The sequence below is a fragment of the Sorangium sp. So ce296 genome, from assembly GCF_051529605.1.
GTDB lineage: Bacteria > Myxococcota_A > Polyangia > Polyangiales > Polyangiaceae > Sorangium > Sorangium cellulosum_D.
The window spans coordinates 2,460,129-2,485,747 of sequence record NZ_CP150325.1 but is presented as its reverse complement, the minus strand read 5'-3'; the positions used below and the strand labels follow the sequence as shown (position 1 = coordinate 2,485,747).

The window sequence follows — 25,619 nt, the reverse complement described above, 5'->3', positions numbered from 1 at the left end:
CCGGGGAGTGACAGCGGGCCGTCGATCGCGGGATAGTACGGGGCGCGTATGCGATTCCTCCCTGGAACCCACCGCGCCCTGGGCCTCGCCGCGGCGCTCGCGGTCGCGGCGGCGGCGGGCGCGGCCGTGGCGCAGCCGGTCGCGCGGGCGCCCCGGCCCGCGGAGGACAGCGGCAGGGCCGAGGCCGGCGCGGCGCCGCTGCGCGGCAGCCTCGGCGTGCCCGTCGCCGAGCGGCTGCTCGCGTCGAGCGACCCGGAGGCGCGGCTGCGCGGCATCGAGCGGCTCGGCGCGATCGGCACCGAGGAGGCGGTGACCGCGCTGCTCGCCGCGGTCGATCAGGGGGGCCCGGCGGCGCGGGATCCCAGGGCGCGCCTCGCGGCGGCGCGGGCGCTCGCCCCGCACGCGCAGCGCGACAGCGTGCGCCAGCTCCTCTCGCGCGAGCTCTCGGAGGGCGGCGGCCCCGCGCGCGGCGCCGCCTCCCCGCTCGGCGAGGTGCTGCGCGGCACCGCCGCCCTCGCGCTCGCGCGCGCCGGGGAGCGGCGCGCGCTCGGCGCGCTCGTGAACGCGATCGTGCAGGGCGGGGCCGCGGGGGAGGCCGCCGCGCTCGCCCTCAAGGCGTACCCGCCCGAGTCGCTCCAGCTCCTGCTCGGGAGCCGCAAGCGGCTCGAGCCCGCGCTCGTGAGCTTCCTCGGCGAGCTCGGCGATCTCCGGGCGATCGCGGCGCTGCGGCCGATGCTCGAGGGCGGCGACCGGGCGGCGCAGGTGGCCGCGGCGCGCGCCCTCGCGCGGCTCGGCGACGAGGCGGCGCTGGCCAAGGCGCGCGCGTGGCTGAGCAAGCCGGAGCCGGGGCTCTTCGAGGCGACCGTCGAGATCCTCGTCCACCTCGGCGCGCCGGAGGCGCCGGACGCGGTGGCCTCGCTGCTCGGGTCCGAGCTGGGCCGGCTCGAGGGGCTCAGGCTGGCCGAGCTCGCGCCGGCGGAGCGGCTCGTGCCGGCGCTCGCGCGCGCGCTCCCGCTGCTCCCGGAGGACGCGCGGCCGCGCGCCGTCGCGGCGATCGGCCGCGCGGGCGGCGCGGAGGCGGCGCGGCAGCTGCGCCGGCTGACGCTCGAGCGCCCCGAGCTCGCGACGGCCGCGGCGTTCGCGCTCGCGACGATGCCCGGGGCCGAGGCGCGGGCCGCCGTCGCGGAGCTCGTCGACGGGCCGCGCGCCGCGAAGGACGCGGAGCTCCGCAGGCTCGGCCTGCGCGCGGGCGTGGTGCGCGGGCTCGCGCTGCGCGACGCGCCCGGGTCGCTCGAGGGGCGGCTCCTCGCCGCGCTCGCGGCGCCGAAGGGGTCGAGCGATCGCGCCGTCGGGGTGTTCGGGGCCGTGGCGCTCGGCCTCCGCGACCCGCTCGAGGCCGTCGGCGGGTGCTCTCCGGCCTCGTGCGATCGCGCGGCGGTCCACGCGGCGGCGCGCGGCGCGCTCGCGCGGGGCGAGCGCGCCCTCGCCGCGCTGGCGCCGCTGTTCGCGGAGCTCGCCGCGCCGGGCGGCGGCGGCGCCGCGCCGGGCGGCGGCGCCGCGCCTGGCGGCGACGACGCCGCGCCCGACGCGGCGGCGATCTCCGCCGGCGTCGCGCTGCTCGCGGAGCCTCGGGGCGGCGCGGTCGCGACCTCGCGGCTCGCCGCGCTCGCGGAGGCGGGCGGCCCGCTGTCGCCGCTCGCGGCGCGCGCGCTCGCGGCCCGCGACGACGAGGTGGTCCGCGGCAGGCTCAAGCGGCTGCTCGAGGGGAGCGATCCGGTCGTGCGCGCGCACGTCGCGCTCGGCCTCGGGAGCGACCCGTTGCCCGACAGCGTGTCGCTCCTCGCGCGCGCCTACCGCTTCGAGGACGACCCCGCGGTGCGCCGCGCGATCGTCCGCGGGCTGTCTCGGCGCACCGAGGTGCAGCGCCGGCGCGTCCTGCTCGCGGCGCGGGATCTCGATCCCGACGAGGGGGTGCGCGCGCTCGCGCGGGCCGCGCTCTCCGGCGCCGGCGCGCCGGCGCTCGATCCGCCGCGCGCCGCGCTGGCCACGGGGGTGGTGTGGATCGCGATCGTCCCGAACGACCAGGGCGCGGCCGCGGGCGCGTCGTCGCGTCCGGCGCGGCTCGTCCGCCCGGATGGGCTGGCGGTCCCGGTCGTGGCCGATCCCGACGGCGTGCTCCTCGTGCCGGCGGTGCCGCCCGGGGTGAGCTCCGTCCTGCTTGCGCCGGCCGCACCCCCGGGGGACGCTGGCTCATGACGACGATGAGCAACGCGACGGACGAGAGCCGCACGGGCGAGGGGCCGGGCGAGGGACCCGGCGTGGAAGCCGGCGTGGACTCCGGCGTGGGATCGCGCGCGGAGCCCCGCGCCGCGGCGTCTCTGGCCGAGGGCGACCGCGCTCCCGCGAGCGGCGACAAGGCCGCGGGCGCGATGTCGTTCGAGGAGTCGACGCGCCGCCTCGCGAAGATCGTGGCGGAGCTCGAGGGCGGCGATCTGCCGCTCGAGCGCGCGCTGTCGCTCTTCGAGGAGGGCATCCGGCTGTCGCGGTCGGCGCAGGAGCGGCTCGACCGCGCGGAGAAGCGCGTCGAGGAGCTGCTCGGGATGGACGCCGACGGGCGCCCGGTGACGCGCGAGTTCGAGGGCTGAGCGGAGCAAGGGTGAGATGAGGACGGCCGCGGCGCTGATCATCGGCAACGAGCTGCTCAGCGGGAAGATCGCTGACGAGAACCTGTTCGTGCTCGCCGGCACCCTGCGCGCGCTCGGCGTCAAGCTGGAGCGCGCGGTGATGGTGCTCGACGACCTCGAGGTGATCGCCGCGGAGGTGCGGGCGCTCTCGGCGTCGCACGACTGGCTCTTCACGAGCGGCGGCGTGGGCCCGACGCACGACGATCTGACGATCGCGGGCGTCGCGCGCGCCTTCGGCGTGCCGGTGGTCGGCGCGCCCGACATGGAGAGCATGCTGCGCGAGTACTACGGCGAGCGGCTCACCGAGGGGCACCTGCTGATGGCGCGCATCCCGGAGGGCGCGCGGCTCGTGACCGGCGGCAGCGCCGCGTGGCCGGCCGTCGTGATGCGCAACGTGTGGATGCTGCCCGGCGTGCCGCAGATCTTCCGGGCCAAGCAGGCGCTCATCCAGGCCGAGCTCTCGGGCGGCACGCCGTTCGTCTCGCTCGCGGTGTTCACGACGCTCGACGAGGGGCAGCTCAAGCCGATGCTCGACCGCGTGGTCGAGGCGCACCGCGACGTCGACATCGGCTCCTACCCCCGGTGGTCCGGCGTCGAGTACCGCACGAAGCTCACGTTCGACGGCCTCGTCGAGGCGAAGGTGCGCGCGGCGCGCGACGCCTTCGCCGAGAGCCTGCCCGCGGGGACGGTCGTCCGCGTCGAGTGACGCGCGCCGCCCTCGCTCCTCGGACGCGGCGCTGCGCGAGGGGCTCTCGCGCGCGCTGCTCCTGCGCGACCAGGCCTACGAGGTCCTGCGCGGCGTCGCCGGCTCGGGCAAGGAGGCGCGCGAAGAGCTCGCGCAGGCGGCCGGCACCGCGGAAGATCCTGGCGCGCTCGCGCGCGGGCTCACCCGGCTCGCCGCGCTCGGCAAGCGCTACCTCGCGCAGAAGAAGGGCCCCCTCGCCGTGCGCGCCAAGCTGATGCGGCTCGACCAGGACTACGTCGAGCGCCTCGAAGAGGCCGCCAAGGAGCTGACCCAGGCCGCGAAGACCGCGGCCGCGCGCCCCGCGGGCCAGAAGGTCACGAGCGGCGATCTCGACCGGGCCGACGGCATCAACCTGATCCTGCTCGAGCAGATCGTGCGGGTGTTCGAGCGCGCCAACGAGCAGGATCCGACCATCCCGCGGCTCGTGCCCATCGCGACGCGGCGGCTCTTCAGCCGGAGCACCAGGAAGAAGGCGAGCGAGACGCCTGGCGGCGCGGCTGGCGCGGCTGGCAGCGGCAGCGCTGGAAGCGGCAGCGCCGGCGGCGCGCCGCCGGACGAGGAGGATCCGCTCGAAGGCGACGACGCGCCGGTCTGAGCCAAGAGCGCTCTACGCGGATCCGAGCGTCGACCGAGGGCTCAGGCTGCAACCTGGGCCCTCTTCCTTTGTTCTGTCACGCCCTTGCCGGCGACTTTCGGGCGGACCCTCGCCGGCGGCCATCTCGCATCCATTTCCCATTCCCGTGGATCTGCGTGGCCACCTGCAGTGGGCGAACACCTGCCCAGCATAAGTGGTTTTCTACCGCTGATTCGGCAACCAGCGCGCGTGGGGGACGCCACCGGCGCGAGGCGTATCGGCTTCGCGTGCGGGACGTCACGAGCTCTTCCGGTTGACTGCGCAGCGCGCTGTAAATCGGAGGTGAGGACCTGCTGTGCGGCCGAGGCACACGGCCACGGCCGAGATGCCGAGGGCGGAGGAAGGGAGATCGGGGACACGCTCCTCGGCCGAGCAATGTCCTACCGATTTTGTGAGGACGCTTGTACCTGGAGAACGGGCGGGCGAGCGTACGCCGGCGAGAAAAATCGCGGGGTGGAGGCAATGAGTATGAGGGAGCGATCCAAAGCGAGACGGCGGAGGACGATTCTCGCTGTGGCTGTCACCGCGCTGGCGCTGGGCGTGATGGCGGCAGGGTGTTTGTGGGGGAGCGAGGAGCACGCGCCCGGCCGGTTCTGCGCGCAAGCGAACACCAGCGTGAACGAGCACTGCGTGGACGCGAGCGAGGGCCCGGGCAGCGCGTGGAGCGAGGCCGAGGCGGACGGCGAGCTGCCGATCCAGATGTGGGCGGTCGAGCCGAGCGGCGCGATGCTCGACGATTTCGCCGCGAACGAGGCGGAGCTCCGGGCCTGGTTCGACAACATCGATCGGGCGGTGGCCTACGTACGCGACGAGGAGAAGAACGCCGAGTCGCTCCGGGCGACCCTGCACGGCAGGCTCCTCGGGCTGCTCTTGCAGTCCAGGCAGCGCCAGGAGGCGATCTTGAAGGAGGAGCCGGTCCGCGCGGCCGACAACTTCCAGCAGGCGATGACCGACAAGGCGAGCGCCGAGGAGGAACCGCTCGTCGCCGCGCTCGCGGCCGACAAGCAGGCGATGGCGGTCGTGCAGGCTATCTTCGAGCAGGCCCGGAGCGACGCCGCGCCGCTGCAATCCAGGTACGCGGGTGTCGCGGCGCGGTTCGCCGCGTACCGCGCGACCGAGGCGGTGGAGACGGCGGCGTACGCGGCGCTGTCGAAGCAGGCATCGCGGTCGGACATCGACGGCCTCGACGGCGCGGAGCAGGCGGTGCTCGCGGCGGCGCGCGAGGCGAGCCGGGCGCCGAACGAGCTCGCTACGGAGATCATGACGCTGTCGGCGGAGCTCCGGGCGCTCGCGGTCTCGTTCGAGGAGGCGATCGCGCCGCACAAGGAGGTGCTCGCGACGCACGGCGCGGTCGTGCCGGACATGACCTCGGGGGCGCTGCGCTCACTGAGCGCGATGCTGGGCTACGCGCAGCGGCGGGTCGCCCGGAGCGATGCGACGGCGACGGCGCTGATCGGCGGCATCGCGCTGCGGCGGCAGGCGCTCCACGTGCTGCAGGCGGACGAGGGGGCGCGCGAGGCGATCGCGCGGTCGCGGATGGAGAGGGCGTCGGAGGTGTTCGGTGAGGGGGCGCGCGCGCGGGTGGAGGCGCTGTCGGCGGCGCCGCCGGTCAGCGAGAAACTGGGGCTGCCGCTGCTGGCCGAACGGTGCGGGGCGCTCGTGGCGCTGATGCAGATGCGGCCGCTCTGCGAGGCGGCGGGGGCGTCGTGGCGCGAGGCCGGGTGCGCGGTGCTCCGCGGGCGGTTCGACGCCGCGGAGGCGGAGCTCAGGACGGGCCTGCCGCGGAAGATCGCAGCGGGCCTCGCGGCGCTGCGGGAGAAGGGGATGGCCGCGGCGGCGCTCGATGCGGTGCAGGCGAGGCTCGACGCGGGCGACGTGAAGGGCGCCGCGATCGCGTATGACGCGGCGGTGCGCGGGGCGGAGGGGACATGAGAGGCTCGAAGGACGTCGCGCGGCGCGGCTTCTGCGCCGCGGTGTTCCAGAAGCTCATCGCGCTGATGACGGCGCTTTCGGTGCTGGCGCCGTCGTCGACGTGGGCGCGCACCCGCACGCCGTACACCGTGCACTGGAGGAGCTACGGTGATGCCGATTCGTGCGGTTCTACCGAGCTCGAGACCGAGGGCGATGCCATCTTCGAGGCGAACCGGACGCCGCTGCCCACCTACGGGGTGCCGGGCGCGCTGCAGATCGAAGCCGACGGCTCGCGGAGCAACACGCTCGAGGCGGAGTTCGACTCGGTGCTGCTGCGCACGGGCAGAAACGAGTTCCACTTCGGGGTCCACACCGTCAACGGCAACGACTGGTGTACCCACGCGCGCGAGGTGGTGCACCTCGTCTCGGAGCCGCTCGGGCTGAACAAACCGCTCTTCGACATCCGCCGCGATGGGATCGGGTTCGAGGGAAGTACCGAGGTCGACCTGAGCCTTTCGGAGATCAACCCGGCGCTCGCGCGCGACATCGCGGAGCTGGAGGTCAGGATCGCCCGGCTGATGACGGAGCTCCTCCGCAACGCCGCGAGGGTCGCGGACCTCCGGGCGCGGATGGACCTCTTGCGGCAGCTCGACACGGAGCTGCACGACCTGGCGAGCCGGCCGCTGGACGAGATCTCGCGGACCGACCTCGACGCGATCCTCGACCGGTACAAGGACGTTGTCGACGCGGAGACGCGGGCGGCGATGGAGCAGCTCGTCGACGACCTGAAGAAGAGCGTCAGCGACCTGGAGAGCGAGCTCGCGCGGCTGCTCGACGAGTTCGGCGCGCAGGCCGATGAGGTCGCGGACCTCGCGACGCAGGACGCGCATGCCGAGGGGTGGGACCCGGACGACCCGTGGAACTACGCGCTCGGGGAGAGCGAGGTGCCGTGGGTCGAGGTGCCGGACATCGCGGACGTGGACGGGGCGTTCGAGGAGGGGAGGGATCCTTATGCGGGGTACGCGGACGCGGTGATCGCGGCGCTGGAGGCCGACGTGAGCGGCGGGGTCGTGGTCGCGCGGGCGGACTTCGTGGCGAACGTGCGGGCGTGGCGAGAGAACAGCGCGGCGCTGGAGATCGCGCTGCGCGACCGGATGGGCGTGTCGCTTTCGGAGACGAACGCGTTCCTGAAGGCGCAGAACCGGATCACGGCGGTCGTGCGGCGGTTCATGGATGCGTCGGACTGGTTCGTGGACACGCCGGTGCCGGCGGACCTGCGGGCGCAGGTGGACACGGTGCTCAAGCCGCGGTTCGATGCGCTGGCGGACCAGATGAAGGACAGCCTGAACCAGTGGACCGGAGACGGGCTCGACCTGGAGCAGACGCAGCTCTACCAGACGATCAGCGCGTTCGCGGGCGCGATGTCGACGGTCGGCGAGGGGGTCGAGGCGTACGCGGAGGTGATGCAGACGCTGGTGCACGCGACGACGCGCATCGGGGTGGGGTTCGTGCCGGTGGTGGGGCCGACGCTCGACCTGTGCGAGGCGGTGACGGGCAAGGAGTGGTGCCTGCCGGCCGGGCGAGAGCTCAGCGACGAGGAGCGGATCTTCTCGGGGCTGGGCTTCGGGCTCGGGGCGGTCGGGCACGTCTGGCACGGCATCGCCGCCGCCGGCGCGCTACCGCCGCGTGGGATCCGGATCGCCGGGGAGATCGCGGCGGTCGATAAGGTCGTTGTCAAGGGGTTCGAGGTATGGAGGCTCCGCGGGTTCAAGACGCTGAAAGGGCACGTCGCGGAAGCCGGGTTCAACCCCTTCGAGAAGGCGGCGATCAGTCACATGACCCGCGAAGGGCGGGCGCTCCTCGGCGTCGGCGACGAAGGCGTGCGCGAGATGCTTAAGATGCCAGCGAGCGTGAAGGCTCCAGACTTCGTGACGGTGTCCCGGGGGCAGAAGCTGATCGTGAGCGAGGTGAAGGGGGGAAATGAAATCAAGGTCAAGGAAGTGGTCAAGCAGTTGTCAAGCGGGATGGAGGGGCTGCGACAGAAAGGGGTCGTCGGAGATGTCGAGCAGGTCGAGCTCATCATGGCGCGGGGTGGCAAGTTCAGCCCGGAAAATACCTATACCGTCAAGGATGGGTACCTCTTCAATGTGAAGAGGGGCAAGAGGGAGCCCCTGAACGGGTTCAACAGACCCATCCGGGTGATCCAGCTATGAGCGACTCAGGACCGTGGTTCTTCGCCTGGTGTGATGGCGCACAGACACTCGACGTGTATCTCGCAACGTTGTCGGCGCTGGTGCACCCAGGAACTCAGATGACCGTAATGAATGACGGTAACCTCACCGACACGACGTCCATGGACGAGGCGGTCGCGATGATCCGCGCCGAGTTCGCCGAAGGTCCTTCCGGTGGAGCACTCTTCGACGTCATGCTGAGCGGCACCAAGCGCCTCTTCGGTTGCAGCAGTGACTGCTACACCGAAGAGGCCGCCGGTGACATCTCGGCCGGCCCCATCTTCATGTCCACGTGCGACCAGCGTAGGTTTCTCTGCTCTTATCTCGAACTCGCCTGGGGCAGGGGCCCGCGCTCGATCGAGGCCGAGGCAGCGGTCGCGTGGCACCTGCTCCGGGACGATCTCGAGGACCTTCTGCTCCGCCTCTGCGCGCCGGACGCGAGCGGGCGCGTCCGCACCGGCGCGTGCACGAACGGGGGAGACTGGATCGCACCCGTCCGCATGTGCGCGACGTACAACGCGGACTCGCGGGAGATCGCGCGCGACCTCGCCCTCTCGTGGCTACAGCGCCACGACAAGGAGATGGTATCGCGCAACGCGGGCCTGTCGCTGGAAGCGCTCCGCGCGCGGGTGGAAGCCGCGCCGGCCGGGGCGCGCGTTCCGCTCAAGGGTGGCAGCGAGCGCGCGCACGCGCTCTCCCGCGAGACCGTCCTCAAGGCGCTGGCGACGCCGCCCTCCGCGTTGCTGGAGGCGCTCGAGGCCGCGGCGGCGCCCGACGAGGCGTGGCGCGCCGCAGAGCCGCGCGCGCGAGAGATCCTGGCGCTGACGAGCCAGATCGCGGAGACCGGCGAAGGCCCGCCCACGTGGGCGGTGCACACGGACACGCGCGCCCACGTCCGCTTCCTCCGAAAGCACGCGCCTTTTCACGTGCGCCGCCTCGCGGGCGGCGGCGTGATCCTGGCGACCCACCCGTTCCGCTCGCTCTGGCCGCTCTGGGTCGACGCGCTCTTCTCGCTCGGCCTGATGCCCTGACCCAGCAACCTCATGAGGGTGAACCAAGGATGAAACCAGGGCCGTACTTCTTCGCCTGGTGCGACGAGGCAGAGCGGGTCGACGCGTTCGCGGGGGCGCTGCCGGCTCTCGTCGCGCGCGGGAGTTCTATCAGCGTGAGGATGGGCTCCGACGTGGATCGCACGGTGAACTTCGTGGACGAGGCGGTCGCGATGATGCGCGCCCGCTTCGGACGCACCGATGCCGAAACCTACTTCGACATGGAGCTCGACGACCGACGCATACTCTGTGGCCACTATCGCTGCTTCACCGACAAGAGCGAACGTCTCAAGCCACGGGGCCCCATCCACATGGTCCCTGCCAGCGCGGCGGACATTCTCCCGCTCGATTTGTACCTCGCCCTGGGCAGCGGACCGCGCTCCGTCGAGGCGGAAGCCGAGCTCACGTGGCACAGCGTTCTGGACGACCTCGAGGACCTGCTGCTCCGCCTCTGCGCGCCCGACGCGAGCAGGCGCGTCTCGACCGGCGGCTGCACCAGCGCGTGGACCTGGCTCGCGCCGGTCTCGATGTGCGCGACGTACCACGCGAACGCCGGCGACATCGCGCGCGATCTGGCCCTGTCGTGGGTCAGCCTCCACGACAAGGAAAAGGTCTCGCTGATCGCGGGCATGTCGCTGGAGGCGCTCCGCGCGCGGGTGGAAGCCGCGCCGGCCGGGGCGCGCGTGGTTCCGACGGACAAGAGCGGGCGCTCGATCCCGCTCTCCCGCGAGACCGTCCTCAAGGCGCTGGGCCTGCCGGGCTCCGCCCTGATCGAGGCGCTCATCGCCGCGGCGGACGTGCCCGACGAGGCGTGGCGCGCCGCGGCGCCGCGCGCCGAGGAGATCCACAACCTGACGGCGCAGGCCGGGGCGCGCGGCGAGTCGTTCACCCGCGGCGGCGGGCCCCTCACCTGGGTGAAATTGACGGGCGAGCACGTCTACTTCCTCGTCGACCACGCCCCGTTCCACGTGCGCCGCCTGCCGAGCGGCGGCGTGGTGCTGGCGACCCACCCGTACCGCACGGTGTGGCCGCTCTGGGCCGACGCCCTCTTCTTGCTGGGCATCACGTCATGACGCAGGGCGCCCGCCTACTCTCCCTGGCAGGTTCCGCACCTGGAAATGCTGGGCAACGCACCCCCCCTGAGCGCGCGGAGCGTCGAGTGACGCGCGCCGCTCTCGCTCCGCCCGCCGGCGCCGGCGTCGTGGTGGTCCTCGTGTCGCGCGATGGGATCGGCGCGCTCGGTGCCGTCCGTGGCGGTGCCGTCTGTCCAGGCGATGCCGCCTGGTGCCCATTGCCGTCTCTCGACGTGTTTTCTCATGCCTTGAGGGCTTCTCCCCTCGCCGCCTCCCTGTCGCCTCCAGCCCCCGCGTCGTTGCGGGCTCGTGCGGCGGTCGTGTAGTGTCGGGCGCCATGAAACGCGGTTTCGCGGGCGCTTCGGGAGCGTCGATCGCCGCTCTCACGCTGCTCTGGGCAATCTCGTTCGGCGCTGCCGGCTGCTATTATTCCGAGGACTGCGCGGAGACCTTCAGCTGCGAGCCGCCGCCGGCCTCCCCGCCGCCGTGTGCCGGCGATCCCGCCACGACGCCAGCGAAAGAGGAGTGCGGCGTGTTCGTCGCACGCCACGGCGACGATGCCCGCGCGGGGACGAGACAAGAGCCTGTGCGGACGTTGCAGCACGCGGTCCAGAAGGCGCTGCTGGAGGGCAAGCCGCACGTCTACGCGTGCGCCGAGGACTTCCACGAGGCGGTGCGCCTGCCGTCGGGCGTCGAGATCTGGGGAGGCCGCGCCTGCGAGCGCGAGGACTGGGCCTTCCTGGGCGCAGACCACCCGACCGTGGTCGCGCCGCCTGCCGGCCGCGTGCCGGTCCGGGTGCATGCCCATGGCGCCGTGCTCTCGGACCTCTTTTCCAGCGACCCGCGCTCGCTCCTGTTCGGCGTGCGGCTCGTGGCGGCGGACGCGATCGAGCCGGGCGGCTCGTCGATCGCGCTGATCGTGACGGACGACGCCGAGGTGGAGGTGAGGTGGAGCGAGATCTTCGCGGGCAACGGCGCGCCCGGCGCACCCGGGGAGGACGCGCCGCTCGACGTCGCGGAGGCCGGCGCGCGTGGGAACCATGGCGCTGCGGCCTGCTCGGAGGATCTCGTCGATGGCGCCTTGCCTGCGGTGACGCTGTGCCCCGACGGCAGCGCGTCGATCGGCGGTCGCGGCGGTTTCGGCGACCGCGATGCCGGCGGCGACGGTGAGAACGGCGCGGCGATCGAGCGTGATCCCGCGATGGCTCCGCTGGCCGGCGGCCAGGGCGGGAAGGGGGTAGCCGGGACCGACGCGTGTGACGCGGGCGAGGCCGGACAGGACGGCGCAGCGGGCGCGTCGGGCGAGGGCGGCGAGCAGAAGGCCGCGCGCGCCAGCGCCGAAGGGTGGCACGGCGCCTGGGGCGAAGCGGGGACGCCTGGCACAATCGGCCAGGGTGGCGGCGGCGGCGGCGGAACGCGAGGGAGCGGTGTCTGTGCGAGCACGGAGCCCCAGGGCGGCGCGTCCGGTGGCTCGGGCGGGGGCGGTGGCTGCGGTGGTCGCGGGGGCGGCGCCGGGCAGGCGGGCGGATCGAGCATCGCCATTCTCACCGTGGGGGCGGAGGTGGTCGTCGAGCACTCGTGGATCGTCGTGGGGACGGGGGGCGACGGCGGGCCCGGCGGACGCGGGCAGGCCGGGGGCTATGGTTGGCCGGGTGGCATCGGAGGAGCGGCCGGAATGAATGATCGGGGACAGGTAGAGTATGCCTGCGAGGGCGGCCACGGAGGGCAGGGCGGCCCCGGCGGCGGCGGCGGCGGCGGGCTCGGGGGGTACTCCCTCGCCGTTGCCCGAGTGCATGGCGGCATCGATCTCAAGGCGAGCACCGTCGTTCAGCTGAACTCGGCGGGCAAGGGAGGGGCGGGTGGTGGCTCCGACCGACGGCTCGGCCGAGGAGACGATGGCCTCGCCCAGGAAATCTGGTCGTTGGAGCAGCTGATCGAGCCACCGCGGTGAACCGCGGCGTGCCCATGCCGAATCGCCGATTCGCGAGGGAGAACGATGCAACAGAGCGTAGTGGCGTGGGCGGCGGTGCTGCTGGCGCTCGCCTCCATGGGGTGTGGAACGGCCGACCGCTGCGACGGCGGGGCGGGGTGTGGTGAGGCGGCGCCGACGGAGGCCGACTGTATCGAGGCGCTCGCCGCGCACAGGGCGGTGGATGGCTGCGGCGTCTTCGCTATCTCCTCCGCATCGGTCGAGAGCGGGGATGGCACCATGGCGAGCCCGGTGAGCTCGCTGGCGCGCGCGATCGAGCTCGCACGCGGCGGCCGGCGCCGCGTGTTCGCGTGCAACCGAGTCTACCGGGAGATCCTGACCATTCCCTCCGGGATCGACATCCACGGCGGGTTCGATTGCGATAGCGGCTGGCAGTACGACGCGGTCTGGTCGCGGACGGTAGTCCAGGTCACGTGGACACAGGCCCCGCAGACCATCGTGCCGGACGAGGGCGAGCGCCAGGGATTCGACGACGGCGTCACGACGCTCACGGATGTGAACTTCAGACAGATCGGCCCGTTCGACACTGTCGATGGCGGCCAGACCGCGTACGGGCTCGTCGTCGAGTCGAACGCGGCGGTGGAGCTGATCCGGAGCGACATCGTGGTCAGCCATGGCGCGAGGGGGCTCCATGGAAACAGCACGCGCGTCGACCAGCCGGAGCGAGCGCGCAACGGAGCGCCCGGGAACCCGGGGAACGACGGCTGCTCGGCCGGCACCGTGCCTGGAGGCGCACCGGTCACCACGATCTGCGACGACGGCTCCGTGTCCACGGGCGGCAAAGGGGGCGATGGCTACGTAGATCGCGGCGAGGCCGGGAGCGACGGGATGCCGCTGCCAAGCCCGAACCCTGATGGCCATGGCCTCGGAGGCAGCGGGGCGAGCGCGGAGGAGAACCGGTGTGAGCGCGGGAAACCGGGGCAGGATGGGGAGCCCGGCGCGGACGGCCGGAGCGGGCGCGGCCCGGGGCGGATGACCCGGGCGGGCTGGGTGGGTGAGAGCGGAACCGACGGCAAGGCCGGTGCGCCCGGAACGGCCGGCGGGGGCGGGGGCGCTGTCGGCGGCGCGGCCGCGTGCGGCGCGTCCCCGAAAGGCGGCCTGTCCGGCGGCTCCGGCGGCTCCGGCGGTTGCGGCGGCAAGGGGGGCGGCGGGGGCGGCCATGGGGGCGCCAGCATCGGCCTCGTCGTCTTCGCGGGCGCCAGAGCGACGTTGCGCGAGGTCGCGATCCAACCGGGCAGCGGCGGGGACGGCGGCCGGGGTGGCCGCGGACAGACCAGGGGGTATGGCGGGGTCGGTGGAGCCGGAGGGCAGCTGCGGGCAGATGGTTCTCGGGCCTGTGCGGGCGGCTCGGGTGGCTACGGCGGCGACGGGGGGCACGGCGGCGGCGGTACGGGGGGGCCATCGATCGGCATCGCCTATGTGGCCGAGGAACAGCTCACCCTGGAGAACGTCACCATCGAGCTCGGCGCGCCGGGCGAGGGCGGCTTGACCGACAAGCTGGACGGCGACAAGGGCGACGACGGCTTCGTCGCCGAGACGTACCGCTTCTCGCCGTGAGCGCGGCCGGCGTCGGGCTCGTCGGGCTCGTTCGGGATGCGGCAGTCGACGGGCGGGAGCGGTAGCCGCGCCTATCCGGCGCGCGGATGCCGACGGGTCTCCGCCGGATGCCGACGGGTTCCACCTCGGATGACGATGAACCCCCCGTCGGATGACGGCGGGTACCCGCCCCGATGACGACGTCTCCGGGCCGGATGACGATGGCTCGCCGGCCGATGCCGATGGGGTCCGGCCGGATGCGGATGGGCTCCGGCCGCATGCCGGCGGGCCCCAGCCCCGATGCCGATGGTTCCGGGTCGGATGCGGATGGCTCCCGGCCGGATGACGACGACGTCCACCTCGGATGACGATGGCCCGCTCCCGGAATGACGACGCCCTCCGCCGCGATGCCGACGGTTCCGCGCCGCGCGCTTGCGCGTCGCGCGTCGCGCTGTCGCCACCCACGGGCCCGCTCCCCGGCGCTCGCTGGCGCCATGACCAAAACTTGCCACGCCCTCGACGTGCCGCTCCGCATCTCCTTAGCCTGCGCAGATGGCCAAACCTATCTCTCCTCCCGAAGAGACCGACAACGATCCCACGCTCGAATCCCTCGCCGAGCGGCTCGGCAAGCCGGAACCCGGCATCATCGAGGCGTTGCTCGACGGCACGACCGAATCCCAGCTCGTCGAGCGAGGGCGGCAGATCGCCTCCTCGCGCGTCTTGACCGATCTGCGCCGCCTCTACGCGACGGCGCACGCGTGCTGGTCGGGCGCGTCGAAGGAGAAGCGGGAGAAGCTGCGCGGCTTCTCGCCGGAGCTGCTCGCGCTCGCGGTCGACCAGGCGCTCGCGCTGGAGCGGCTGCTCGAGGCGCACGAGAGCGCCGGGCAGAAGAAGGACGCGGCGCGCGCCACGACGGACGCGGCGCTGCGCGAGCGGCTCTCGCGCGCGCTGCTCCTGCGCGACCAGGCCTACGAGGTCCTCCGCGGCGTCGCCGGCTCGGGCAAGGAGGCGCGCGAAGAGCTCGCGCAGGCGGTCGGCACCGCGGAAGATCCGGGCGCGCTCGCGCGCGGGCTCACGCAGCTCGCCGCGCTCGGCAAGCGCTACCTCGCGCAGAAGAAGGGCCCCCTCGCCGTGCGCGCCAAGCTGATGCGGCTCGACCAGGACTACGTCGAGCGGCTCGAAGAGGCCGCCAAGGAGCTGACCCAGGCGGCGAAGACCGCGGCCGCGCGCCCCGCGGGCCAGAAGGTCACGAGCGGCGATCTCGACCGGGCCGACGGCATCAACCTGATCCTGCTCGAGCAGATCGTGCGGGTGTTCGAGCGCGCCAACGAGCAGGATCCGACCATCCCGCGGCTCGTGCCCATCGCGACGCGGCGGCTCTTCAGCCGGAGCACCAGGAAGAAGGCGAGCGAGACGCCTGGCGGCGCGGCTGGCGCGGCTGGCGCGGCTGGCAGCGGCAGCGCTGGAAGCGGCAGCGCCGGCGGCGCGCCGCCGGACGAGGAGGATCCGCTCGAAGGCGACGACGCGCCGGTCTGAGCCAAGAGCGCTCTACGCGGATCCGAGCGTCGACCGAGGGCTCAGGCTGCAACCTGGGCCCTCTTCCTTTGTTCTGTCACGCCCTTGCCGGCGACTTTCGGGCGGACCCTCGCCGGCGGCCATCTCGCATCCATTTCCCATTCCCGTGGATCTGCGTGGCCACCTGCAGTGGGCGAACACCTGCCCAGCATAAGTGGTTTTCTACCGCTGATTCGGCAACCAGCGCGCGTGGGGGACGCCACCGGCGCGAGGCGTATCGGCTTCGCGTGCGGGACGTCACGAGCTCTTCCGGTTGACTGCGCAGCGCGCTGTAAATCGGAGGTGAGGACTGACTGAGCGGCCGAGGCACACAGCCACGGCCGAGATGCCGAGGGCGGAGGAAGGGAGATCGGGGACACGCTCCTCGGCCGAGCAATGTCCTACCGATTTTGTGAGGACGCTTGTACCTGGAGAACGGGCGGGCGAGCGTACGCCGGCGAGAAAAATCGCGGGGTGGAGGCAATGAGTATGAGGGAGCGATCCAAAGCGAGACGGCGGAGGACGATTCTCGCTGTGGCTGTCACCGCGCTGGCGCTGGGCGTGATGGCGGCAGGGTGTTTGTGGGGGAGCGAGGAGCACGCGCCCGGCCGGTTCTGCGCGCAATCGAACACCAGCATCGTCGAGCATTGCGTGGACGCGAGCGAGGGCCCGGGCAGCGCGTGGAGCAAGGCCGAGGCGGACGGCGAGCTGCCGATCCAGATGTGGGCGTTCGGGCCGAACGGCGTCATGTCCGACGAGCTCGCCGCGAACGAGGCGGAGCTCCGGGCCTGGTTCGACAACATCGATCGGGCGGTGGCCTACGTACGCGACGAGGAGAAGAACGCCGAGTCGCTCCGGGCGACCCTGCACGGCAGGCTCCTCGGGCTGCTCTTGCAGTCCAGGCAGCGCCAGGAGGCGATCTTCGAGGAGGAGCCGGTCCGCGCGGCCGACAACTTCCGGCAGGCGATGACCGACAAGGCGAGCGCCGAGGAGGAGCCGCTCGTGGTCGCGCTCGCGGCCGACAAGCAGGCGATGGCGGTCGTGCAGGCGATCTTCGAGCAGGCGCGCAGCGACGGCGCGCCGCTGCGATCCCGGTACGCGGGCGTCGCGGCGCGGTTCGCCGCGTACCGCGCGACCGAGGCGGCGGAGACGGCGGCGTACGCGGCGCTCTCGGAGCAGGCGTCGCGGTCGGGCATCGACGGACTCGACGGCGCGGAGCAGGCGGTGCTCGCGGCGGCGCGCGAGGCGAGCCGGGCGCCGAACGAGCTCGCAGCGGAGAGCATGACGCTGGCGGCGGAGCTCCAGGCGCTCGCGGTCTCGTTCGACGAGGCGATCGCGCCGCACGAGGAGGTGCTCGCGACGCACGGCGCGGTCGTGCCGGACATGACCTCGGGGGCGCTGCGCTCGCTGAGCGCCATGCTGGGCTACGCGCAGCGGCGGGTCGCCCGGAGCGACGCGACGGCGACGGCGCTGCTCGGCGGCATCGCGCTGCGCCGGCAGGCGCTCGAAATCCTGAAGGCGGACGAAGGGGCGCGCGAGGCGATCGCGCGGTCGCGGATCGAGAGGGCGTCGGAGGTGTTCGGCGAGGGGGCGCGCGCGCGGGTGGAGGCGCTGTCGGCGGCGCCGCCGGTCAGCGAGAAGCTCGGGCTGCCGCCGCTCGCCGAACGGTGCGGGGTGCTCGTGGCGCTCGTGCAGATGCGGCCGCTCTGCGAGACGGCCGGGTCGTCGTGGCGCGAGGCCGGGTGCGCGGCGCTCCGAGGGCGGTTCGACGCCGCGGAGGCGGAGCTCAGGACGGGCCTGCCGCGGAAGATCGCAGCGGGCCTCGCGGCGCTGCGGGAGAAGGGGATGGCCGCGGCGGCGCTCGACGCGGTGCAGGCGAGGCTCGACGCGGGCGACGTGAAGGGCGCCGCGATCGTGTATGACGCCGCCGTGCGCGGCGCGGAGGGGACATGAGCCGGTCGGAGAAGGTTGCGCGGCGTGGCTTTCGCGCCGCGAGGTTTCAGAAGATCGTCGCGCTCATGACGGTGCTGGCGGTGCTGGCGCCGTCGGCGGGGTGGGCCGGCACGCCGTACAGCCTGAGCTGGATCAACACGCAATCCAGCTCGTCGTGCGAAGGCGCCTTCCTCGTCGAGGATGGAGACCCGTTCTTCCGCGTGAACGACACGCCGCTGCCGACCTACGAGGTCCCGGGCACGCTCGTGGACCACGACGATGGAGCGCGAAGCCACCGGTCCGAGGCGGACTTCGACTCGGTGCTGCTCCGCATGGGAGCGAACGACTTCCACTTCGAGGTCGCCAACTCGGGCGGCCACGACTGGTGCACCGACGCGCACGAGCTGGTGACCCTCGTCTCGGTCCCGCTCGGTCTGAACAAGCCGCTCTTCGACGTCCGGCGCCGCGGGGCGAAGTTCTCCGGCAACACCGCGGTCGACCTGAGCCTCGCGGAGATCAACCCGGCGCTCGCGCGCGACATCGCGGAGCTGGAGGTCAGGATCGCCCGGCTGATGACGGAGCTCCTCCGCAACGCCGCGAGGGTCGCGGACCTCCGGGTGCGGATGGACCTCTTGCGGCAGCTCGACACGGAGCTGCACGACCTGGTGAGCCGGCCGCTGGATGAGATCTCGCGGACCGACCTCGACGCGATCCTCGACCGGTACAAGGACGTGGTCGACGCGGAGACGCGGGCGGCGATGGAGCAGCTCGTCGACGACCTGAAGAAGAGCGTCAGCGATCTGAAGGACGAGCTCGCGCGGTTGCTCGATGAGTTCGGCGCGCAGGCGGACGAGGTGGCGGACCTCGCGACGCAGGATGCGCGTGCCGAGGGGTGGGACCCGGACGACCCGTGGAACTACGCGCTCGGGGAGAGCGAGGTGCCGTGGGTGGAGGTGCCGGACATCGCGGAGGTGGACGGGGCGTTCGACGAGGGGAGGGATCCGTACGCGGCGTACGCGGACGCAGTGCTCGCGGCGCTGGAGGCGGACGTGAGCGGCGGGGTCGTGGTCGCGCGGGCGGACTTCGTGGCGAACGTGCGGGCGTGGCGGGACAACAGCGCGGCGCTGGAGATAGCGCTGCGCGACCGGATGGGGGTGTCGCTGGCGGAGACGAACGCGTTCCTGAAGGCGCAGAACCGGATCACCGGGTTCGTGCGACGGTACATGGATGCGTCGGACTGGTTCATCGACACGCCCGTCCCGCCGGACTTGCGGGCGCAGGTGGACACGGTGCTGAAGCCGCGGTTCGATGCGCTGGCGGACCAGATGAAGGACAGCCTGAACCAGTGGACGGGGGACGGGCTCGACCTGGAGCAGACGCAGCTCTACCAGACGATCAGCGCGTTCGCGGGGGCGATGTCGACGGTCGGCGAAGGCGTCGAGGCGTACGCGGGGGTGATGCAGACGCTGGTGCACGCGACGACGCGCATCGGGGTGGGGGTTGTGCCGGTGGTCGGGCCGACGCTCGACCTGTGCGAGGCGGTGACGGGCAAGGAGTGGTGCCTGCCGACCGGGCGAGAGTTGAGCGATGAGGAGCGGATCTTCTCGGGGCTGGGCTTCGGGCTCGGGGCGGTCGGGCACATCTGGCACGGCGTCGCTGCCGCCGGCGCGCTACCGCCGCGTGGGATCCGGATCGCCGGGGAGATCGCGGATATCGATGATGTCCTTGTCAAGGGATTTCAGGTACGCAGGCTTCGCGCGTACAAGACGCTGAGGGGAGCGGTGACGGAGAAGCCGCTCAACGCGTTCGAGAAGGAGGCGACGAAGTTCCTCTCCCGCGACGGGCGGACACTCCTCGGCGTCGGCGATGACGGCGTGCGCGCGATGCTTTGGCCTGATTTAAAAGGCAATGCGCGCGCCAGCCTAAAGGCGCCCGACTTCATCACGGTGTCCACGCGGAACAAGCTCATCCTGAGCGAGGCGAAAGGCGGCATCAACGTCGACGGCAACAAGGTGATCGAGCAGTTATCGAGCGGGATGGAGGGGGTACGGCAGAACGGACTCGTGGGAGACGTCGAGGAGGAGGTCCAGCTCCTGATGGAGCGGGTCGGAAAGTTCGGTGGCACCCAGTACATCGCGCAGGACGGTTACCTCTTCGACACGCAGAAAGGCAAGAGGGCGACCCTGAAAGGCTTCAACAAGTTCATCAAGGTGATCCGGCTATGAGCACTCCGGGTCCTCGCTTCTACGCCTGGTGCGATGAGGCGTCGCGGGTCGACGCGCTCGCGGCGGCGCTGTCGGCGCTCGCGCGCCCAGGAGGGTTCGTGGATGCGTGGGCAAACTTCGACGTGAGATGCAACACGAAGTCCATGGAGGCGGCCGTCGCCATGATCCGCGTCCAGTACCCATGCACCGGCGCTGCTCACGCCACGTGCAGCACGATCCTCGCCGGCGCCCAGCGCTTGGCCCTCCCGGAGCAGTGTGGACCCGACTCCTCTGCCATGCGCAGCATCCTTGTCGATCTTCAGTGTTTCACCGAAGCGTACGAGCCTCGCTGGTCGTTGCGAGGCCCCCACGAGCCGCAAGGTCCCCTCGAGATGTACCCGGACAACTACATGAGCTTCTTCCGCTCCTTCAGGCTCGAGCTCGCCTGGGGCAGGCCACCGCGCTCGGTCGAGGCCGAGGCCGAGCTGGCATGGCACATCCTGCAGATCGATCTCCAGGATCTCCTGCTCCGCTTCTGCGAGCCGGACGGGAGCGGGCGCGTCCGTACCGGCGGTTGCACGAACGCGTGGCACTGGCACGCGCCGGTCACCACGTGCGCGACGTACAACGCGGACGCCCGAGAGATCGCGCGCGACCTCGCCGTGTCGTGGGTACACCTCCACGACCAGGACCCCATGTCGCGCATCGCGGGCATCTCGCTCGACCTGCTCCACGCGCGCGTCGACGCCGCGCCGCGCGGGGCGCGCGTCGCCATCGCGCCGCCGCGTGGGGCGAGCGTCGCCAGGAAAGAGGGCGGCGCGCGGGCGTGGTCGCTCTCCCGCGAGACCGTCCTCAAGGCGCTGGCCGCGCCCCCGTCGGCGCTGCTCGACGCGCTGGAAGCCTCGGCGGTGCCCGACGATGCGCGGCGCGCGGCCGCGTCGCGCGCCGCCGAGATCCTGGAGCGGACACGAAGGCTCGCGGAGACCGGTGACGGCCCACCGACCTGGCCGGTTGACACAGACAAGCACCGTCACTTCCGCTTCCTGAAAAAACACCCGCCGTTTCTCGTGCGCCGACTCGTGAGCGGCGGCGTGGTGCTGGCGACCCATCCGTTCTGCTCGCTCTGGCCGCTCTGGGCCGACGCGCTCGACGCGCTCGGCCTGATGAGCTGACAAGGAACGTTGAGAGATGAGAGCAGGACCTTACTTCTATGCCTGGTGCGACGAGGCCGCGCGGGTCGACGCGCTCGGCGCGGCGCTGTCGGCGCTCGTCGACCACCCTCCGTATACGGTCGGCGTTGGCCTGTGCCCTGGCCCGGAGCCCCACGGGGCTCCTGTCGACGAGGCGGTCGCGACGATCCGCGCCCACTTCAGACACGCCGATGCGGAGGTCGTCCTCCACTCGACCTTGAGCTCCCGACAGTTCGTCCGTTGCATGCTTCGCTGCTTCACCGACAGGAGCGAACGCTCGAAGTCGTGGGGTCCCCTCCACCTGCACCCTGAAGATCTCCAGGACTTCGCCCCCATGTACATGATCCTCGACTTGGGCAGCGGCGCGTCCTCGGTCGGGGCCGAGGCCGTGTTGGCATGGCACAAGGTCGTGACCGACATCGAGGGCTTCCTGCTCCGCCTCTGCGCGCCCGACGCGAGCGGGCGCGTCTCGACCGGCGGCTGCACGACCGCCTGGACGTGGCTCGCGCCGGTGTCGATGTGCGCGACGTACCACGCGAGCGCCCGCGACATCGCGCGCGATCTCGCCCTGTCGTGGATCAGCCTCCACGACGGCGAAAGCGTCCCGCGGATCGCGGGCCTGTCGATGGAGGCGCTCTACGCGCGCGTCGACGCCGCGCCGGCCGGGGCGCGCGTGGTTCCGACGGACAAGAGCGGGCGCTCGATCCCGCTCTTCCGCGAGACCGTCCTCAAGGCGCTGGCCCTGCCGGGCTCCGCCCTCATCGAGGCGCTCGTGGCCGCCGCGGATGTGCCCGATGAGGCGTGGCGCGCCGCGGAGCCGCGCGCCGAGGAGATCCACAACCTGACGGTGCAGGCAAAGGCGCGCGGCGAGCAGCTCCCCGAGAGCCTCAAAGGGCCACCTCTGTGGTACGTCGAGATGACGGGCGAGCACGTCTACTTCCTCGTCGACCACGCCCCGTTCACCCTTCGCCGCCTCCCGAGCGGCGGCGTGATGATGGCGACCCATTTCTATCGCACGCTCTGGCCGCTCTGGGCCGATGCTCTCTCCGCGCTCGGTCTGATGTCCTGACGCACGTCGTGCACGCACATCCTTGTCCGGACTCCGCACCCGGGCCGCAGATACCCGACGGCGCCCCCCTCCCTGAGCGCGCGGAGCGCGCGATTTGGGAGGGGCGGACCGCGCGCAGGCGCGAAGCGCCGAGCACGGGCCGGGGGTGGGCATCCGCTCTCTCGGAGCCGTCCTCCGCCTTTGCCGATCCGTCCTCATCGAGGACCAACACCGAGGGCTTCTATCCGGACGACCCGTGGAACTACGCGCTCGGGGAGAGCGAGGTGCCGTGGGTGGAGGTGCCGGACATCGCGGAGGTGGACTGGGCGTTCGACGAGGGGAGGGATCCCTATGCGGCGTACGCGGACGCGGTGATCGCGGCGCTGGAGGCCGGTGTGAGCGGCGGGGTGGTGGTCGCGCGGGCGGACTTCGTGGCGAACGTGCGGGCGTGGCGTGAGAACAGCGCGGCGCTGGAGATCGCGCTGCGCGACCGGATGGGGGTTTCGCTGGCGGAGACGAACGCGTTCCTGAAGGCGCAGAACCGGATCACGGCGTACGTGCGACGGTACATGGATGCGTCGGACTGGTTCATCGACACGCCCATCCCGCCGGACTTGCGGGCGCAGGTGGACACGGTGCTGAAGCCGCGGTTCGATGCGCTGGCGGACCAGATGAAGGACAGCCTGAACCAGTGGACAGGGGACGGGCTCGACCTGGAGCAGACGCAGCTCTACCAGACGATCAGCGCGTTCGCGGGGGCGATGTCGACGGTCGGGGAAGGCGTCGAGGCGTACGCGGGAGTGATGCAGACGCTCGTGCACGCGACGACGCGCATCGGGGTGGGGTTCGTGCCGGTGGTGGGGCCGGCGCTCGACCTGTGCGAGGCGGTGACGGGGAAGGCGTTCTGCCTGCCGTCGGGGCAGGAGCTCAGCGACGAGGAGCGGATCTTCTCGGGGGTGGGCTTCGGGCTCGGGGCGGTCGGGCACGTCTGGCACGGCGTCGCCGCCGCCGGCGCGCTACCGCCGCGTGGGATCCGGATCGCCGGGGAGATCGCGGAGGTCGATAAGGTCGTTGTCAAAGGGTTCGAGGTATGGAGGCTCCGCGGGTACAAGAACCTGAAGGGGGCGGTGACGAAGAAGGCGCTCAACGCGTTCGAGAAGACGGTGACGAGTTTCCTGACCGGCGACGGGCGCGCGCTCCTCGGCGTCGGCGACGACGGCGTGCACGACGTGCTCAAGATTCCGTACCAATCAAAGCCGGGGAGCACCGACGGGATGGCGCCCGATTTTCTGACGGTGTCCGCGCGGGAGAAGCTCATCCTGAGCGAGGCGAAAGCGGGCACCAACGTCGATGGCGACAGGGTGATCGACCAGTTGTCCAACGCGATGGAAGCGCTAAAGCGGAATGGCCGCGCCGGCGATGTCGTAGAGGTCGAGCTCATCATGGAGCGGGGCGGGAAGCTCGGTGGCAAGAAGTACACTGTCAAGGACGGTTACCTCTTCGATGAGGACAAGGGCAAGAGGGCGAGCCTGAAAGGCTTCAACAAGCCCATCAAGGTGATCCGGTTATGAGCGAATCAGGTCCGCGCTTCTACGCCTGGTGTGACGAGGCATCGAGGGTCGACGCGTTCACGGCGGCGCTATCGGCCCTCGTGCAGCCGGGGTGGCTAATTGGCGTGAGTATGTATTGCGACGCGGCGTGCGACACGACCTCCATGGAGGAGGCCGCTGCCATGATCCGCGCCCACTTCAAATGCGACGGGGGTGCTCTGGTCAGGTCCAGCGTGCTGCTCCGCGCATCCCAACGTTTCGTTCTTCCGGACCGTCGCGGACCCGATTTTTCTCTTGGCATACCCGTCATCGATTTCGGTAGTTGTTGCTGCGCTGAAGCTTACGAACGTCTCAATGCGAGGGGCCCCCGCGAGCCGCAGGGGCCCCTCGAGATGTCCCCCGACGAGAACAGGGACTTCTTCCGCTTCAAGCTCGAACTCGCCTGGGGCAGGGGCCCGCGCTCCATCGAGGCCGAGGCCGAGGTGGCGTGGCACATCATGCAGGTCGACCTCGAGGACCTGCTGCTACGTCTCTGCGCGCCGGACGGGAGCGGGAGCGTTCGCACCGGCGCGTGTACGAACGCGTGGCACTGGAACGCGCCGGTCGCCACGTGCGCGACGTACAACGCGGACGCCCGCGAGATCGTGCGCGATCTCGCGGTGTCGTGGGTGCACCTCCACGACAGGGACAGCGTGTCGCGCATCGCGGGCATGTCGCTTGCCGCGCTCCACGCGCGCGTCGACGCCGCGCCGGCCGGGGCGCGCGTTCCGCTCAAAGGTGGCGGCGAGCGCGCGCACTCGCTCTCCCGCGAGACCGTCCTCAAGGCGCTGGCGGCACCGCCCTCCGCCCTGCTGGAGGCGCTCGAGGCCGCGGCGGTGCCGGACGAGGCATGGCGCGCGGCCGCGCCGCGCACGGCCGAGATCCTGGGTCTGACAAGCCAGCTCGCAGAGACCGGGGAGGGACCTCCCACCTGGCCGGTTTACACGGACACGTATCGTCACATCCGCTTCCTGAAAAAGCACCCCCCGTTTATCGTACGCCGCCTGCCGAGCGACGGCGTGGTGCTTTTAACCCACCCTTACTGTTCGCTCTGGCCGCTCTGGGCCAACGCGCTCTGCTCGCTCGGCCTCATGTCCTGACGAGGAACTTCATCATGGTGAGCCAGATATGAGATCAGGACCGTACTTCTTCGCCTGGTGCGACGAGGCAACAAGGGTCGACGGGTTCGGCGCGGCGTTGTCAGCTCTCGTCCACGACCCACCGTACAACGTGTCCGTCTACATGCGCCCCAGCCCGAGTTTCAGCACGACCTCCGTCGACGAGGCGGTCGCGAAGATCCGAGCTCACTTCGGACGCGCCGATGCTGATGCCTACTTCGCGATGTTGGGGAGCTCCGGACAGTTCGTCTCTTGCATCCTCCGCTGCTACACCGACAGGAGCGAACGCATCCAGCCGTGGGGCCCCATCCACATGCACCCCCGCCACATCGAGGACTTTGCCCCCATGCACATGGACCTCGCCCTGGGCAGCGGACCGCGCTCCGTCGAGGCGGAAGCCGAGCTCACGTGGCACATCGTTCTGGACGACCTCGAGGACCTGTTGCTCCGCCTCTGCGCGCCCGACGCGAGCAGGCGCGTCTCGACCGGCGGCTGCACGAGCGCGTGGACCTGGCTCGCGCCGGTCTCGATGTGCGCGACGTACCACGCGGACGCCCGCGACATCGCGCGCGATCTGGCCCTGTCGTGGGTCAGCCTCCACGACAAGGAAAAGGTCTCGCTGATCGCGGGCATGTCGCTGGAGGCGCTGCACGCGCGCGTCGACGCGGCGCCCGCTGGAGCGCGGGTGGTCCCGACGGACAAGAGCGGGCGCTCGATCCCGCTCTCCCGCGAGACCGTCCTCAAGGCGCTGGCCATGCCGGGCTCCGCCCTGATCGAGGCGCTCATCGCCGCGGCGGACGTGCCCGACGAGGCGTGGCGCGCCGCGGCGCCGCGCGCCGAGGAGATCCACAACCTGACGGTGCAGGCCAGGGCGCGCGGCGAGCAGTTCACCCGCGGCAGCGGGCCCCTCACCTGGGTGGAACTGACGGGCGAGCACGTCTACTTCCTCGTCGACCACGCCCCGTTCCACGTGCGCCGCCTGCCGAGCGGCGGCGTGGTGCTGGCGACCCACCCGTACCGCACACTCTGGCCGCTCTGGTCGGACGCCCTTTTCTCGCTCGGTATCACGTCATGATAGAGACGCGAGGCGCCGCCTTGCGGCGCGTGCAGAACGGTCGCCCTGGCTCTGGC

The 25,619-nt window shown here is 71.9% G+C and carries 18 protein-coding genes; all 18 read left to right on the top strand.

The genetic code is table 11. The features are described 5' to 3' along the window. Window positions 1-48 precede the first annotated feature (48 nt). The 18 genes from WME98_RS09515 to WME98_RS09430 all read left to right on the top strand — a co-directional run bounded on the left by WME98_RS09515 (window position 49) and on the right by WME98_RS09430 (window position 25,563). A complete protein-coding gene (locus WME98_RS09515; RefSeq protein ID WP_437950994.1) occupies window positions 49-2,256 on the top strand; it encodes a HEAT repeat domain-containing protein in 2,208 nt (735 codons plus the stop codon). After that, window positions 2,253-2,645 carry an exodeoxyribonuclease VII small subunit gene (xseB, locus tag WME98_RS09510; protein WP_437950993.1) on the top strand — a complete coding sequence of 131 codons (393 nt, stop codon included), beginning with the start codon at window positions 2,253-2,255 and terminating at the stop codon, window positions 2,643-2,645. Before WME98_RS09515 ends, xseB begins: the two co-directional genes overlap by 4 nt. Before the next feature lie 16 nt (window positions 2,646-2,661). Continuing rightward, window positions 2,662-3,390, top strand: a complete 729-nt coding sequence (locus tag WME98_RS09505) for a competence/damage-inducible protein A (RefSeq protein WP_437950991.1) — start codon at window positions 2,662-2,664, stop codon at window positions 3,388-3,390. 238 nt (window positions 3,391-3,628) lie between these two features. After that, window positions 3,629-4,024 (top strand): hypothetical protein, encoded by a 396-nt coding sequence (locus WME98_RS09500; protein WP_437950990.1) that lies wholly within the window; start codon window positions 3,629-3,631, stop codon window positions 4,022-4,024. Between the two features lie 552 nt (window positions 4,025-4,576). Next, window positions 4,577-5,995, top strand: coding sequence for a hypothetical protein (locus WME98_RS09495; RefSeq protein ID WP_437950989.1), 1,419 nt, complete (start codon window positions 4,577-4,579; stop codon window positions 5,993-5,995). Further along, window positions 5,992-8,187: a hypothetical protein gene (locus WME98_RS09490; RefSeq protein WP_437950988.1), complete on the top strand. Its 2,196-nt coding sequence runs from the start codon at window positions 5,992-5,994 to the stop codon at window positions 8,185-8,187. The genes WME98_RS09495 and WME98_RS09490 overlap by 4 nt, the downstream gene beginning before the upstream one ends. A 98-nt stretch (window positions 8,188-8,285) precedes the next feature. After that, window positions 8,286-9,236, top strand: coding sequence for a hypothetical protein (locus WME98_RS09485; protein ID WP_437950987.1), 951 nt, complete (start codon window positions 8,286-8,288; stop codon window positions 9,234-9,236). A 29-nt stretch (window positions 9,237-9,265) separates the two neighbouring features. Continuing rightward, the gene (locus tag WME98_RS09480; RefSeq protein ID WP_437950986.1) at window positions 9,266-10,327 is read left to right on the top strand and encodes a hypothetical protein; all 1,062 of its coding nucleotides are present in this window, start codon (window positions 9,266-9,268) and stop codon (window positions 10,325-10,327) included. Between the two features lie 337 nt (window positions 10,328-10,664). Then, window positions 10,665-12,278 (top strand): hypothetical protein, encoded by a 1,614-nt coding sequence (locus WME98_RS09475; protein WP_437950985.1) that lies wholly within the window; start codon window positions 10,665-10,667, stop codon window positions 12,276-12,278. Window positions 12,279-12,323: 45 nt separating this feature from the next. After that, window positions 12,324-13,874 carry a hypothetical protein gene (locus tag WME98_RS09470; protein WP_437950984.1) on the top strand — a complete coding sequence of 517 codons (1,551 nt, stop codon included), beginning with the start codon at window positions 12,324-12,326 and terminating at the stop codon, window positions 13,872-13,874. A 531-nt stretch (window positions 13,875-14,405) separates the two neighbouring features. Further along, window positions 14,406-15,389, top strand: coding sequence for a hypothetical protein (locus WME98_RS09465; protein ID WP_437950983.1), 984 nt, complete (start codon window positions 14,406-14,408; stop codon window positions 15,387-15,389). 552 nt (window positions 15,390-15,941) lie between these two features. Continuing rightward, on the top strand, window positions 15,942-17,360 hold the full coding sequence (locus WME98_RS09460; protein WP_437950982.1) for a hypothetical protein: 1,419 nt from the start codon (window positions 15,942-15,944) through the stop codon (window positions 17,358-17,360). Beyond that, a complete protein-coding gene (locus WME98_RS09455) occupies window positions 17,357-19,564 on the top strand; it encodes a hypothetical protein (protein ID WP_437950981.1) in 2,208 nt (735 codons plus the stop codon). Before WME98_RS09460 ends, WME98_RS09455 begins: the two co-directional genes overlap by 4 nt. Then, entirely contained in the window at window positions 19,561-20,715 is a 1,155-nt protein-coding gene (locus WME98_RS09450) for a hypothetical protein (protein ID WP_437950980.1), read from the top strand. The genes WME98_RS09455 and WME98_RS09450 overlap by 4 nt, the downstream gene beginning before the upstream one ends. Before the next feature lie 16 nt (window positions 20,716-20,731). Next, the gene (locus tag WME98_RS09445; protein WP_437950979.1) at window positions 20,732-21,802 is read left to right on the top strand and encodes a hypothetical protein; all 1,071 of its coding nucleotides are present in this window, start codon (window positions 20,732-20,734) and stop codon (window positions 21,800-21,802) included. Between the two features lie 8 nt (window positions 21,803-21,810). Next, entirely contained in the window at window positions 21,811-23,352 is a 1,542-nt protein-coding gene (locus WME98_RS09440; RefSeq protein WP_437950978.1) for a hypothetical protein, read from the top strand. Further along, on the top strand, window positions 23,349-24,470 hold the full coding sequence (locus WME98_RS09435; protein WP_437950976.1) for a hypothetical protein: 1,122 nt from the start codon (window positions 23,349-23,351) through the stop codon (window positions 24,468-24,470). Before WME98_RS09440 ends, WME98_RS09435 begins: the two co-directional genes overlap by 4 nt. 28 nt (window positions 24,471-24,498) lie before the next feature. Continuing rightward, window positions 24,499-25,563, top strand: coding sequence for a hypothetical protein (locus WME98_RS09430; RefSeq protein ID WP_437950975.1), 1,065 nt, complete (start codon window positions 24,499-24,501; stop codon window positions 25,561-25,563). Window positions 25,564-25,619: the final 56 nt, after the last annotated feature.